Raw genomic sequence first — 14785 nt, 5'->3', positions numbered from 1 at the left:
CTATGCATACGCCCCGTGACATCCCACGTCGGCAAATACCAGCGCATCCGCCTGCTCGCTGAAGGCATCATCGAGGACTATCTGGCCAGCGCCGCCGGCCCGCGGGGCATCGAGAAGACGCTGGTGCTCCAGTGCCTCCGCTCGGACATGGCCGAGCAGGTGGATTTCCCGGAGATGTTCCTCGACACGGCGAGGGACGCCGCCCGGCTCACGCACCCGCACCTCGTGAAGGTCTTCGACGTGGGTGAGGCGGACGGCACGTACTTCCTCGCCAGGGAGTACATCGACGGGCCCAGCCTGCGCAGGGTGATCGAGCACGTGGCGGCCCAGCGGATGACCCTGCCGGCGACCCTGTGCGCGCGCATCATCTCGCAAGCCTGCGAGGGGCTCGCCTATGCCCACGACCTCACCGACCCAAAGACGCACGAGCCGTTGAGGCTCATCCACCGACACATCAGGCCGTACAACATCCTCCTGTCGCGCCAGGGGACGACCCAGGTGGTGGGCTTCGGCATCGACTCATTTCGCGATCGATGGGCCCCCCGATATCTCATCCCAAACCTGGGCAAGTACAGGTACATGGCGACCGAGGAGGCCAGGGGCGTGCCGGTGGATCGGCGAGTGGACGTATACGCGCTCGGTGTGGCGCTCTACGGGTTGCTCACCACGCGCAGGCCCTTTGATTCCACGCCCGACGGGGCCTTGTTTCAGGCCGCCCTGTTCGAGCCCATCGTGCCCGCCGAGCAGCACCGGCCAGACCTGCCCGATGCCCTTCGAGCCATCCTCGCCCGGGCGCTCGCGAAGGAGCGGGAGCAGCGCTACCCGGACTGCCACGCGTTCCGGAAGGACTTGGAAGACTTCATCCTCTCGGAGGGGGAGCCGGTGACCTCGCGGCAGTTGGCCCAGCTCGTCCAGCAGGTCACCGCGAGCGACGGTTCCAGCCCTCGCCCGTCATGAGCTGATCGAAGACGGGTGCGCGGTTCGCGCTACTCCACCGTGAGCAGGAACTGGGCGGATGCCGGATGGCCCGTCACCGCGAGGGCGCGAGGCTCCTCTTTGTCCCACTGCCACTCTTTGCCCTGCGACTGCCAGGAGCATGGCTCGACGGTGATGGTCAGTGGTCCCGAGCCCTCGCTCCGGGGCTTGAAGGTCACCTCCAGCTCCGCGGTGGCCCCTCCCTCCAGTCCGGCGGTGTTCCCCACGAGGTTCACGCGGTGCTCCTCCGCCATCGGGAGCGGCTGGCCGCGATACCGCACGCTCACGTCCACCACGCGAGCGCCGACGAGCACCCCGGACACGCGGATCCGCACGGCCTCACACGTGGTCCCGTCATTTCGCACCACCGCCCGCCAGGTCTCGGTCACGGGCGCGGCCACGGTCAGCGGCGCCGAGGTGTGCTCGGTCCAGTGGATGGTGGGCGTCTTGTAGCCCACGTGCATAAGCGGCGCGCCTGGGCTCACCGGACGGTGTGAGGCATGGAGATGCAAGGGGTGTCCAGGCTCGGCGGTGAGCAGGAAGAGCGCGTCACTGTCCTCGGCGCCCACCCACCACCGGTCAGCCCCCTCGGGCGTCACGGACACGAAGGAGGGCCATTCCCCCGCGAGCGTCTCCAGCACCTGGAGCCTGGGCAGGGACACCAGGAGGACCTTGTCCTGGACGAAGAGGAGCGCCCGGTCCGCGTCGAGGACGCAAACCCCGGCACCACCCCAGGTCAGTTCCTCATCCTCATCGTCATCACCATCCTGCTCCGGTAGGGAGCCGAGCAGGGTGCCATCGAGCGCGAAGTGGAGGAGCGCTGTCTGGCGGTAGTTGATGACGAGCAGGAGGAGCACGCCGTGGGGAGTGGCCAGGGCCCGCCAGATGTCCTGCTCTCCGCCCGGTTCCATCTGGAGCGCTCCCTCCGGCTGAGCCGCCCCCGAGCGGAGCACGTAGACGCGGCCCCGGCCCTTCTCCACGACGGTGATGCCAAAGGGGCTCGTATCGAGGAACGCCCCATCGGGGGACTGACGGGGAGGGCGCCCCTCGGAATACCCATACCCGTGCGTGGCGGTCACGGGTTTGGGCAAGACCATGGGCTCCCATCGCTGCCCGGACCCATTGGTCGTGAAGAGTGCGGTCAGCTTGAGGGCGCCGTCCACCACCGTTCCGACGAGCCGGTCCCCATCGGTGATGAGATCGAAGCACTCCCTCAGAAGAGCCTGGACGGGAGCGCTCGCGCCGGTCCCCGCGGAGAAGACATGCCGATCCCCGCTTCCCACCCAGACACCCTTTGCCTCGTCGAGCGCGGCGAGCACCACGGGCGCGGACGGCGGATTCGGAACGTCTCCACTGACCTCCCGGCGCACGCCTTCGGCACCGTGGAAGACGATGAGCCGATGCGGCCTGAAGTCGAACAACCACGGTCCACGGGCCAGAAGACGGCGTCTCGGGTACATGGCCCAGCATCATACCCACTGACGCCCGTGCCCCTCCGGCATCAAGAACAGTCAATACCGCGAACGTTCTGGGGGGCATCGAATGCCGCTGGCTTCGGGTGTTATAGCCCGGCCATGCGGCCCGAACTGACAGAACGCTGGCTCACGCCCGACGGTCTGCACCGGCGCGAGCGGCTGATCGCCTCGGGATTCCAGGGGGCTTGGCGTGAAGTCCTCAAGGGCTTTCCGGGAGCGGATTCACTGGGGCCCCAAGTGGGGGACCTTCGGGGCATCGACCTCGCTCAAGTGGAGCTACCGGGCGCGGAGTTGGTCCATGTCCGGCTCGACGGTGCGCGCCTGGACGACAGTGGGCTCGGCGAGGCGCGGCTCGACTTCGCCACGCTGTCTGGTGCCTCGCTATCGTGGACTCGCTTGGAGCGCGCCAGCCTGATGGCTTGCGTCGCGATAGACACGTGCTGGGACGATGCCTCTTTGGAAGGGGCGGTCCTCACGGCTTCGAACCTGGTGCGTGGCTCATTCCGCCGCGCCCGGCTCCAGGGCGCCCGTTTGACCGCCGCGACGTTGATGAAAGCAGACCTGCGCTGCGCCAATCTCCGAGGCGCGGAGTTGTCCTGCTGTGACATGGAGGAAGCGTGCGTCGCGGGTGTTCTCTCGGACCGGCCTCGCTCCTATGCGCGTGCGGGACTGGGCAATGCGGACGTGCGCTATTATCAGGAATACGGTGGGTACCCCTCGTTCATGGATGCCCTTCTGCTCGACCCCGGTCCGCGCGCGCTCCGATGGTTGGACCGGAGGGAGCTGTTGCTGCACGTGGAAGCAGCGGTGGAGATGAGTCCTGGCGTGGATGCTGAAATCCTCGCGCTCTTCCGTGAGACACATCCCATTTTCCACAAGCTGGCCGTCGTCGCGATGCTGATTAGCGGAGCGCGTCCGGAAACGCTGGCGGCGCTGTGGGGCCTGATCGACCGGGGAAGCGGGGCGTGCCCTCAACTCACGGTCGCGGCACTCCTTCTGGACCCATGCTTTGAGGCAGCAGCCCGCTCCCGGCTCAAGGCCCCGGATGGGCTACGGCACGAGGCTGCTTCCAGCCTCATGTGGGCTCTTGGCTTGGATCAAAGCAATAATGTGCGGGGACGGTCCGGGGAATCGATTTGTCAGCGCTGGATGGCAAACCTCCGCAAGCACATGGCCGCCAGCATCCAGCAACGCTGGCGGCGGGCGGAGGTGTCCGTCTATTCGGCGTAATAGGTGGTGAGCTGAAAGGCCACGGAGCGCAACGCACCGGAACCCGTGAACTCCATGACGCCACGGTCAATGTCGGCTCGGGTCACCTGGTACTGCACCGACACAATCGGGTCATCAAAGAGGGCGTCAACGTCAATGACGCTGAACTGGATGGGGGCCGAAAGCAAATCGGTACTCAGGACGTCGCATGCCCCCTGCGTCCAAGCGGGGGTGAAGCTTTCAACTTCCTCCGAAGGGGGAGCAGGCTGCGCGTTGGGGCAGGACAGCTTGATCACGACATCCGGCGGCGAGCCATCAACGTCCCAGTCACTGTTGTCCGCAGGATCCTGCGGGGCGATCGTGGCGCGCAAAGGCTGGATCTTCGTGCGAATGGTGGGCGTGTAGCACTGCTGCTGTGATGGATGGCAGATGGTCCCGGTCGCACACTTCGAGCATTTGGTGCCGGTGACTCCGCATGCGTCGTTGGTACGAACTTCGACGCACTTGTTCGTGGTCGGATCGCAGCAGCCTGCGCAGTTCGCCAAAGTACAAATTTCTTCGAGTGGCGGGTCTTCCGGGATGGGCCCTGGGCTGAAGTCCTCGGGCCCACAGCCCGCTAGCAGGAGAACCGACGTCAGCCCAAGAAAGAGGATTCGATTGTTGAGTGTCATTGATTGTTAGTTGAGGTGGAGAACCAACACGCGGGTGCCTTTGTCCATGCGAACTTCAGCGGTGGCCATCCGACTCACAGGAATGCTCGCGACCTGCGCCCTTCTGCTACTGGGCGTGGGGGTGATGACGATGGGCGCAGGGTTCGGATAGCCCAGGGCCGTGATGGTTGGGGCATCCGCGTAGCCCACGAAGTACAGGGAGCCATCCGACAAGGCGCGATGAAGCTCGATTCCCTCCTGGATGGGGCCGTAGATGGGAGTGTTCGCGTTGTAAGTGGGAACAGCGCTCATTGGGACAAACGCATAGCGACCCCGGGGAAGCTGCGAGACGCGAGTCCCGCGTTCGGCGTCCGAAGCGGCCACGACCTGGTGTTGCTGGCGAACGCTTCTGAGCGTGCTCGCGGGTACCGGGACCGGAGCAGTCGTCGTCGGGGGCTGCGGCTGGACAGGTCGCAGGTTGCGCGGAGTCTGAACGACAAAGACGTCATTGCTGACGCCTTTGCTCGGGGATGGCCAGACCGCGGCGATGCCTCCAGCAACCAGTGCGGCAGCCGCAAACGGCAGGATTCTCCTGGAACCTGATCTCGGAGTGCTGCCCGTGCCGTCCGTCTTCGGAACGGAAGGGGAGGTGGGTCGGTCCGACGCGGAGGGCACAGGCTCGGGCAGCTTCGCCGCACTTGAGGGGTGCGAGGTCGCCGCCCCAGGGGCTCCGGGAGCCGAGGCGATTGGGATGGATGGCGGCGGCTGTCGGACTGTGCTGGAAGGGGGCGACTGCGGGGCAATGGATGCGCCGAACCGTTTTCGCAGTTCAGGAAAGAACTTGTGGCAGTTGATTCCGCGGTAACAGCGAAGACCCGTGTTGCCCCTCAGGTTGGGAACCTTGTTGAAGAGATTCCGATAGCGGGCCTCAAGTATGGCGTCATCTTCCTCATTATAGAATGCCCAGAGGATATCGACGTCCTTGTGCCGGTCACCGTCAATCGCAGAGAGGGTCTTGGTAAAGATGTCATCCCATCCGCCGTATCCGACGACAACGAGCGTGTGGTTTTGAAGAATCTGAACGAGTTCCGCGGCGACCTGGTCGCGATTGCGAGTGAGTTGCGCGCCGGTGTGCAGCGTGGGCGACTTATGCCAGTAGCCGTGGAGATGAATGATGTGGGTCGAGTTGGAGGACGGAGTCGTATGTCCGAAGGGACTATCGTTGACCACGAGGGTGCGATGAAAATCACCGCCGGCCGCCTTGATTGAGGCGGAGATGAGGGGGTCGAAGTTCGTGGTCAAGACAGGCCCAAACTTATCGGCCTGCCCCACCAGGAGTTTGCCGAGGTGCTCCGTCGCAGGCGGCAGCACCCATCCAAGATAATCCTGGTCAAGCTGCTCGTCAGTTGCGGCGCCATCCTTCTGTCGATCCAGCCGTGCTCGGAGGACCGCCTCTCTGACAACTCTCTCGGCGGCCGTCTTTTCTCCTCTGCCCTGCAGGAAGTGCATGGCCCATTGGTACTCGTTGGCCTTGTGGTGCGGTCGCTCTGCATCAAACGTTGCTTGGGATTCAGCCGGAATGTGCTCGCGGATCAGAGTCACCATCGCGCTCACACCAGGAACCTGGGGGGCGTCGGCTCTTTCCTGCATCGACAAGGGTGAGCCTACAAGGAACGCGATTTTCCGAGTTTTAGAGGCGGCGATGACCGCGTTGGGGAGTGCATCCCCAGGATGCAGGAACGGATAGGAACTCATTGAGAACCGAACGCTACCAGAAGTGCGAGCCGGTCTGAATTTACGCGGCTCGCTCACTCGGCCGACCTTGTTCCCCCTCTTGGAGTGCCAACGTCTTCCGGTATTCCGCAGCTTCAGCAACGCGGGTCAGTTCAAACTCACCGTGATGTTTGCGGACCGTCTCCGCGATCTCTTCCAGTCCGACGCGGAAGAACTCCTTGCGCTCGTTGATGCGGTTGACGCGCCGGTTCGCGAAGGCCTTGTGCAGGGCGTTTTCCAGGGCCGGGGCGTCGGAAGTCCGGATGATGGCATGGACGTCGAATTCGAACGGCACCGAGGCGTCTCCCAGTTCGTCAATCCGGTCCTGGGGTACCAGCCGCCGGGTCATTCCCAGCTTGAACACACCCTCTCCGAAGGAACCGATATTCGAGATGACGTAGACGTGCCCCGTACGCGTGAGCTGTGCCTGGGAGATGGCGCGCTGCTTCTCCAGGTCTTCCGCCACACGGCGCTCAAGCTCCGCGATGCGCTCCATCAGCTTCTGCTGCTCTGAACCCTTGGCCTGCTCGTAGTCCGCTTTCGCCTTGGCCAGGGCCTCCGCATCGCGCTTCGCTTCACGCTCCGCCTCCAGCTTCGCCTTCTCCAACTCGCGTTGGGCGGCCTCCTCCTCACGCATCTGCTCTCGGATCCGGCGCTGCTCGTCACGCTCCTGCTGCACCTTCTCCTCGTACTCGTAAGCGAGCATCAGCTCCTCGACCTTGAGCTTGACGTAGCGCCTGTCGATGACGCACTGCTGGATCTCCGCGAGACCATTGATGGCGGCGGCGGCCTTCTCGATGCGCGTCTCCATGGCCTTCACGTTCTTGTAGGACACCTTCGCCACACATGCGTCCGCCTCGCCGTTGAAGGCCCGGAGCATCAGCTTCAAGGTCCGGTCAATCTGCTTCTTGCCTTCCGCTTTGCTGCCATTGACCTCCCATTGGATGGAGCACGTTGCGGCTTCCTTGTTCTTCAGCATTTGCTTCTGTGAGTCGCGGATCTTCTCCAGCCGGTCCTCGTACTCCTTGACCGACGCCAACGCATACACCGGCTTGTAGAATCCGAATGAGAGCAGGACCTCCTCTTCCTCCAACGCCTTCAATTCGGCTTTCAGTCGGGCAATGCCTAATTCCAGACTGGTCCGCTCGGTGTTCGCCTGCTTTCGACGCGCTTCTGCATCCTCCATGGCGCGCGTCGCGCTTTGCGTCGTCCGGCCAGTCTCGTCGCGGATCCGGTTCAATTCCGCCTTCGCCCGGCCCTGCTCCGCGGAAATGGCCTGCTCCACGTCTGCCTTGGCGCGAGCGAGCTCGGTTTCCACCCGCTTCCGCTCCGCCGCCAGCGCACTGTCCGCTTCGCTCCGGGCCTTCGCCAACTCGTCCTGGACCCGTTTCTGTTCCGCGGCCATCGCGGCGGTTGCGTCCGTGCGGGCTTGCGTCAACTCCTCCGCGACCCGGCGTCGTTCGGCCTCCAGGTCCAGGATGGGCTTGAATCGCTCCTGGACTGCCTTGAGTTGGCTTCGCGTCCGCAGCCACAAGCCCAGGAGCAACAGGCCCAACACGCCCAATCCAATGGTGATGATCGTTGTCATGGATGTCTCCTGTTCAGGCGCTGACGGCCCGCATCTGGTGCTCCGCCGGGGACTCTTCACGCACTACGGCCGGCAACTCAGCCGCTTCCTCCCGAAGGAGTTCTTCGACGTGCGCGACGATCCGGGCGACCTCTTCTGAAGGCGAGCGGAACCAGTCCGTGGACCAGATGCGGTGAAGGTTCCACCCCAGGCCCTTCAACACCTGGTCGCGGAGCCGATCCCGGTCCCGTGCGGAGCGCGACGAGTGGTACCTCTCGCCGTCACACTCGACACCGAGGATGTATCTGCCCGGTTGCTGGGGATGCCGGAGGGCCATGTCGATGAAGTAGCCCGCGACGCCTACCTGCGGAACCACTTCGAAGCCCCGCGCCGCGAGCGCCTTCGCGACAGCGATTTCGAAGTCCGAATCCGGTGGACGGCCGCTCCCCACGCCGTGCGCCACCTTCTCTCCTTTGGCTTCGGACAGGTACCGTTGCAGGACGCGCATCCCACGGGGACTGCTCTCCGTGATAGTGAGATCCGAAGGCTCGAAGGACGCGAACACCGTCAGCGCGCACCGCGCCCGCGTGAAGAGGACGTTCAATCGCCGGTACCCGTCCGCCTGGTTGATGGGCCCGAAGTTCATCCGGAACTTCTTCTGCTGGTTCCAACCGAAAGTGACTGACACGAAGATGGCGTCACGCTCGTCGCCCTGGACGTTCTCCAGGTTCTTCACGTCGAAGGGCATGGGGGACTTCTCCCACTTCGACAAGAAGGCCCGAAGGTCCGCGTCGCTCTTCTCCTCGGCCGTCACCAGGTCGTCGATGAGGTCGCGCTGCTTCGAGTTCAACGTGACGACCAACAGGCTCTGCTCGGGGCGAGTACGCGCGTGCTCTTTCACCTTCGCCAGCACCTCGCGGGCTTCGGGGACGTTTCGGTTGGACTCGTACAATCCACCGTCCACCTTGTGGAAGCGCAGTCCCAACCCTTCCAGGTGCTCACCTGGTGCGGGGAAGGTGATGAGGTCTCCGTTGTAGAATTCGCGATTGCTGAAGGCGATGAGCGACGGGTGGCGAGATCGGTAATGCCAGCGCAGCATGCGCATGGGGAACCGCTCCGCCGCCGCCGTGAGGATGCTCTCTGAATCCTCCAGGAAGGACGGGCCCTGGGCCTCGTCTCCCGTCTCGTCGTTGGAGTCTGTGTCCTCCTCCATCTGGGCGAAGAAGCTAGTGGGAGGGAGCTGCTCCGGGTCGCCCACCACCACCAACTGCCTCCCTCGGGCAATGGCTCCCAACGCATCCTCGGGACGCATCTGGCTGGCCTCGTCCATCACCACCAAGTCGAAGGTCAGCTGTCCGGCGGGCAGGTACTGGGCGACGGACTGCGGACCCATCATGAAACACGGCATCAGTGTCTGGAGCGCACTGCCGGCGCGTGCCACCAGCTCACGGATGGGGAGGTGCCGCTGCTTCTTTCCCAGTTCGTGTCTCAGAAGATGGGTCTCCGTCATACCCGCCACTTTCGCCGAGGACACGCCGGGTGGAACCGGACGCTGGCTGAGTTGACGCGCCAGGTATCGGCCCTGCTTTTCGATGCAATGCGTGTCCAGGCGTGCGAACTCCTCACGCTGGGAGGCATGGACGGCGCCCGTGAATTGGTCGAGCTCCGGTTGGTCTCGCAGGATGGCTTCCGCCAGGGAGCGGAAGAAGACAGCGTCGAAGGCCGCGACCAGCCGTTCCGGCTCCAGGCCGGGGCGTGTGTCGACGCGCTCCAGGAACCCAGCGGTGCTCCTCGCTCGCGCGACGGCGCGCCGCTGTCGTTGATACGCGCACCAGGCCGGAAGCGTCGCGGACTGGCTTCGGGCCTGGCGCAGGCGCAAGACTGTCGATTGAAGCGGTTTCTCAGCGGCGAGATCCTCCCAGGTGCCCGGGGCCATCCTTCCCAGCTCCCAAGCTTGGGTGGCGGACTGTTTGTAGGCGGTGAGCGCTGTCTCCAGCTCGTTCGCGGCGGCGAGCAGGTCCGCGTGCCTTCGTGGCGTGTCTTCTCGCAGAAGCCACTCCGCCAGGCCTTCCGGCAGCGGCGCCGAGAGGAGGTCATCCACATGGCCGAGAACGCCTCGGGGGCCCGCGAGGGAGGTTTTCCGACCCTGGTAGGCCACCCCTGGCAGGGCCGCTGCGGGAGCGTGTGCTTCCAGCCGGTCCGCGGCTCCGCACGCCTCGCGCACCCGGCGCAGCTGTCCCTGGAACTGGGAGAGGGTCAGGGGCGGCGGGGCATCTCCCTTCCGTGCCCAGTTCAGAACCTCGCCCAGGTGCTTCAGCAGGGCGTCGAGACTGTCCTGGGCCTTTCCGCAAGGCTCGGTGTTCCAGGGCGCGTATGGCAACCCCATGCGCGTCGAGGCCTCTTGCACGGAGGTACTCACGTCGCGGACCTGGGGCAGTTCATCACTCTTCGCGCGGACCCTCGCCAGGGCCTCTCGCCAATGGCTTGGAGAACGCTCCAACACCGCGCGGCGTAGCTCCAAACCTCGCTCGCCCATTGGGAGGAGCAATGCGTCGATGTTCCGGTATGCGTCCAACCACGAAAGGATTCGGTCGAAGCGTGTCTCGACTCCCTGGAAGCGGGCGCCCAGGATCGCTTTCAGGGTCGCGTCCTCTTGGATCCGCTCCCGTGCCGCGTAATGTGCCAGCAGGTCGTTGTAGCCCTGGATCAGTACGGGCCTCGTTGGACGGACGCCGTGGGCCATGGCCTGGAAGTCCCGCCGCGCGGCACGCCATGCGCCCGAGAGCCAGGGGATGAATGGCGCGGTCGAAACCGCGACGGCATGGGACTTGAGCGTCGCGAGGGGAGGAACGAGCTCGGGCATGAAGCGCACCGCGAGCGCCCGCGATTGCTCTTTCAATTCCGTGCAGGTCCCGTCGGCTTTCCGAAGTGCCTCATCGGCTTCGCGCTCAATCCAGCGCGGGTCCCGCCACTCCAAAGTGGTGTCATCCAGGGCGGCCATCGCCTCGACGACGCGGGCGAAAATCTGGATCTGTTGAGGCGTCCAGAGCGTGACGTCGACCTCCAGGCGCGAGGCCACTTCGGCCACGAACCGGCGAGCCTGCGTTAGGGCTCGGGCCGCCGCTTCCACCGCTTCATGCGCGCGCGTCAGGGTGACGAGCGTGGTGTCAGGTGAGAGCAGGCGCAGGGCAATGTCGAGGACGGCTTCCGCGTCGCGCAGCGCGGGCGCGGTCAGGTCCTCCCGGGCGCGCCAGCCCGCCTCCAACCCCGCCCACTGCGCCTGGACCGCTTCGATGGCATCCAGCAGGGCTCGTAATCCCTCGCGCTGCGTGGAATCGAGCAGGGCAGGGACCAGCGTCGCGGGAGCCCCCTCCGGAAGCCGCGGCAGGATCCGGATGTTGGAGACCAGCGCATCCGCCGCGAGCACGCTCGACCTGGGCGTGACGCCCGTTCGGACGGTGAAGGCCGCCAGCGCCTTCTCCAGGAGCAGGGCAGACTCTTCCCAGGTGGCGATCCGTTGAACGAGTGTCTGGCGGTCCTTGTCGGTCAGCGCATCGTTCGTCACACCCGCCCAGGGGTGGGCACTGAAGAGGGGCGCGACGCGGCGAACATCCCCCAACTGCGCCGCGAGGCTCCGAACCGCGTCGCGAACCTCCGCCAGCGCAGTGGGGGACATGCCTTCAGCGCCCTCGAAGCGGAGGCCCTCCAGCTCCACGACTGCGTCTCCCAGCTCTGATTCAGCACGACTGACCTTCCAGAACACGTCGTGTGGTGACATGCCGAGCGTCCCGAATGGCTTGTGCATCCGCTCGGTATGCGCGCGCAGGATGCCAGCCGCGCTCGAGACCTGTTCGGTGAGCGGACGAGGGGCGCTCGCGCTCGCATCCAGGTTGAGTCGTCGACGCAGGTCCTCCATGAACTGCTGTTTCTGGGTCTTGTGGCTGTGCAACTCCAGGCAGAAATCGCCGAGCCCCGCCTGCTGGAGGCGGCGTGAGACGACCTCCAGCGCCGCCAGCTTCTGCGTGACGAACAGCACGGTCTTGCCCGCCGCCAGCGCCGCGCCAATGAGGTTGGTGATGGTCTGTGATTTCCCGGTGCCAGGCGGCCCCTGCACCACCAGGTTTTCGCCTCGGAGCACGTCCACCAACACGCTGTGCTGGCTGCTGTCCGCGTCCGTGATGAGTGGCGGAGGCTTCACCTCTGGCGAGTCCAGGTCGTAGACCTCGCTCCGGCGTTCCCGACTGCCCCCGCCACCTCCGCCAGGTTCGTTCGCATGCGCCTGTCCTCCCATCAACGTCCGGACGAGCGGGTTCGCCAGCATGGGACTGTTCTGGGGCCAGCGGGTAGGCTCCAGGTCCCGCCACATCAGGAGCCGCCCGAAGGACAGCAGCGTCAGGGTCACCTGTCGCTCCAGGCTCCAGCCAGGGCGCAGGCCCTTGAGCAGCGCCGTCACCTTGTCGAAGTACGCCTCCAGGCCCTCCTCCACGGAGATGGCCGGCAGCGTGATGCCGAACTCCTGCCGCAGCTTCTCCTGGAGCGTGAGGTTCGTTTCGATGGACTCGCCTTCGTTGTAGTCCACCTCGTAGGCGTGGACCTGCGTGTCCGGGTGCGCCTGGCCGCGCTTGAGGCTCACCGGCATGAGAACGAGCGGAGCGCTGCGAGGCTTCTCCTGCCGTGTGTCGCCGGACTCGTACCAGCGCAGGAACCCGAAGACGAAGTGGAGCAGGTTGGCCCCGGTCTCCTGGATGGCCGTTTGCGCGAGGCCCTGGAGGCGGTGCAGGTGGCTCTCCAGATCCTCCGGGAAGTACAGCGTTTGGAGGTGGCGGTCCTGGTGCTTGCGAGGATTGCTGCCGCTCTCTGCCGGAACCGCCTTGGGCAGCTCATACCGGATATCGATGCCCAACTTCTTCGCCTGTTGAAGCACCAGCTTCTGCCGGGCGTCTTTGCTGGGGGCCTCCTCCGCCGTCATCGAAAACACCACCGTCGCGGCGGCAGGGTCGAAGTCCTCCTCTTCCTCGGAGGCATTCTCCGGCGGCATCACCGGGAGGAAGGTGAGCGCACGGTGGTTGCTCAGGCGCTCGAAGACGACACCTGGCAGTTCATCCACAACGCGCAGCGACGTCCGGGCCGTGTGCTTGAAATGGAGGAGTCGGTTGGTTGCGCTCAGATCCAGCAACCGGGTGCGTTGCCGCTGAAGCTCTTTCAGCAGGACCGAGTCGTGCGGAGTCATGGAGGTGCCCCCCGGGTCGTCATGGGTGGGACGACCTAGCACCCCAGGTTCTGGCGCACTCCTCGCCGCGGTTGCATCCCCCGTGAGGGTGATTGACACACGCACGAAAACGCCGCCTCGCTTCCGGACGGACCAGAAACGGGCGGCGTTCGCACTGCCTCAGATTTCTGTGCTGACTACCGGCGCTTGAGCGCAGCGTCCGCGTGCTTCTCCATGAACTCCGAATAGGGCCCATTGAAGTCGAGCACGTCCTTGCCCGCCTCCAGGCTCCAGATGCGAGTCGCGACCTCGGAGATGAGCTCCTGGTCGTGCGTCACGCAGATGACCGTGCCCTCGAACTTCGACAGGCCTTCCGCCAGCGCCGCGATGGACTCCAGGTCCAGGTGGTTCGTCGGCTCGTCGAGGATCAGCACGTTGTCCTGCGTGATCATCAGCTTGGACAACAGCACACGCACCGTCTCACCGCCGGAGAGCGTGTCCGTCGCCTTCATCCGCTCCTCACCCGAGAAGAGCATCCGGCCCAACACGCCCGAGATCTCCTCGTTCGTCAGCTTCTCGCTGATCTCCCGCAGGTAGCCGAAGCACGTCGTCCCCTTGTGGATGACGCCGTGGTGGTCCTGCGGCAGGTAGCCCACCGTGGCCTGGTGGCCCCAGGTGATGGTCCCCGCGTCCGGCTCCAGCTGCCCGGCCAGCATCTTCACCAGCGTGGACTTGCCCACGGCGTTGCGGCCAATCACGCAGATGCGCTCGCCCTTGCAGACCAGGCCCGTGAACGGCTTGATGACTTGCTGCCCGTCGAAGGACTTCTTCAGCCCCTCGAACATCAGCGTCTGCCGGCCGCTCACCACCTTCTGGTCGAACCGGATGAACGGCCGCGCGATGTTCGAGCGCTTCAGGTCCTCCGTCTTCAGCTTGTCGATCTGCTTGATGCGGCTCTGCACCTGCGACGCGCGCGTACCGGCGTGGAAGCGCGCCACGAAGTCCTGCAGCTGGGCGATCTTCTTCTTCTTCTCCGCCGTCTCGGACTCGACCCGGGTGCGCAGCTGCGACTTCTGCCGCACCATGTCGTCGTAACCACCCGTGTACTGGATGATGGTCTCGTAATCGATGTCCGCGATGTGCGTGCAGATGGAGTTCAGGAAGTGCCGGTCGTGGCTGATGGTGATCAGCACGCCCTCGTACACATGCAGGAAGTTCTCCAGCCAGCGGATGGAATCGATGTCCAGGTTGTTCGTGGGCTCGTCGAGCAGCAGCCCTTCCGGCTTGCCGAACAGCGCCTGCGCGAGCAACACGCGGAGCTTCAGGCCGCCCGTCAGCTGGCGCATGGGCTCTTCGTGGAAGGACTCCTCGATGCCCAGGCCGGCCAGCAGCGTGGCCGCGTCGCTCTCCGCCGAATAGCCGTCCTCTTCCGCGATGACGCCTTCCAGCTCACCCAGCCGGTTGCCGTCCTCCTCGGTGATGTCCGACTTGGCGAGCAGCTTGTTCTTCTCGTCCATCGCCGCCCACAGGTGGCGGTTGCCCATCAACACCACGTCGATGACGCGGTCGTTCTCGTAGCGGAAGTGGTCCTGGCGCAGGATGCCCAGCTTGCGGGGGCGGATGATCTCGCCCGTGTCCTGCTCCTCGTCTCCCGCGAGGATCTTCATGAACGTGGACTTGCCGGCCCCGTTCGGACCGGTCAGGCCGTAGCGGCGGCCCGGCGAGAAGGCGACGTTGACCTCCTCGAACAGCTTCTTGGGCCCATAGGCCTTGGAGACGTTGATGACGTTGAACATGGCGGCGGCTTGTAACGGAAATGGCGCGGCGACCCAAGACGCGCGGTAAATCGAAGCCCGGCGGCGTACCGGAGGACCCAATGTAACCGCCCGCCCGCCCCGGAAATGCCGCCTTCCCACCGGGTTTACCC

At 65.1% G+C, this 14785-nt stretch carries 8 protein-coding genes; 2 read left to right on the top strand and 6 right to left on the bottom strand.

The features are described 5' to 3' along the window. Positions 1-15 precede the first annotated feature (15 nt). Positions 16-957, top strand: a complete 942-nt coding sequence (locus D7V80_RS16075) for a serine/threonine-protein kinase (protein ID WP_120588999.1) — start codon at positions 16-18, stop codon at positions 955-957. Positions 958-986: 29 nt separating this feature from the next. Here the strand turns inward: D7V80_RS16075 and D7V80_RS16070 are convergent, their stop codons facing one another. Beyond that, positions 987-2435 (bottom strand): hypothetical protein, encoded by a 1449-nt coding sequence (locus D7V80_RS16070; RefSeq protein ID WP_158616644.1) that lies wholly within the window; start codon positions 2433-2435, stop codon positions 987-989. A 114-nt stretch (positions 2436-2549) separates the two neighbouring features. Here D7V80_RS16070 and D7V80_RS16065 point away from each other — a divergent pair, with 114 nt between their 5' ends. Then, positions 2550-3680, top strand: coding sequence for a pentapeptide repeat-containing protein (locus D7V80_RS16065; RefSeq protein WP_158616643.1), 1131 nt, complete (start codon positions 2550-2552; stop codon positions 3678-3680). Here D7V80_RS16065 and D7V80_RS16060 read toward each other — a convergent pair. The 5 genes from D7V80_RS16060 to D7V80_RS16040 form a co-directional block, all read right to left on the bottom strand. Further along, the gene (locus tag D7V80_RS16060; protein ID WP_120588996.1) at positions 3668-4030 is read right to left on the bottom strand and encodes a hypothetical protein; all 363 of its coding nucleotides are present in this window, start codon (positions 4028-4030) and stop codon (positions 3668-3670) included. The two genes, D7V80_RS16065 and D7V80_RS16060, sit on opposite strands and share 13 nt — an antisense overlap. Before the next feature lie 306 nt (positions 4031-4336). Beyond that, positions 4337-6064: an SIR2 family protein gene (locus D7V80_RS16055; protein WP_120588995.1), complete on the bottom strand. Its 1728-nt coding sequence runs from the start codon at positions 6062-6064 to the stop codon at positions 4337-4339. Positions 6065-6104: 40 nt separating this feature from the next. Continuing rightward, a complete protein-coding gene (locus tag D7V80_RS16050; RefSeq protein ID WP_120588994.1) occupies positions 6105-7670 on the bottom strand; it encodes a DUF4041 domain-containing protein in 1566 nt (521 codons plus the stop codon). A 13-nt stretch (positions 7671-7683) separates the two neighbouring features. Beyond that, positions 7684-12879: a DUF4011 domain-containing protein gene (locus D7V80_RS16045; protein ID WP_120588993.1), complete on the bottom strand. Its 5196-nt coding sequence runs from the start codon at positions 12877-12879 to the stop codon at positions 7684-7686. Between the two features lie 176 nt (positions 12880-13055). After that, positions 13056-14654, bottom strand: coding sequence for an ABC-F family ATP-binding cassette domain-containing protein (locus tag D7V80_RS16040; RefSeq protein ID WP_014397602.1), 1599 nt, complete (start codon positions 14652-14654; stop codon positions 13056-13058). Between the last annotated feature and the right edge of the window lie 131 nt (positions 14655-14785).

The organism is Corallococcus sp. CA054B (genome assembly GCF_003611625.1).
GTDB lineage: Bacteria > Myxococcota > Myxococcia > Myxococcales > Myxococcaceae > Corallococcus > Corallococcus coralloides.
The sequence above is the reverse complement of the archived record's forward strand: the minus strand, read 5'-3'. Positions and strand labels throughout refer to the sequence as shown.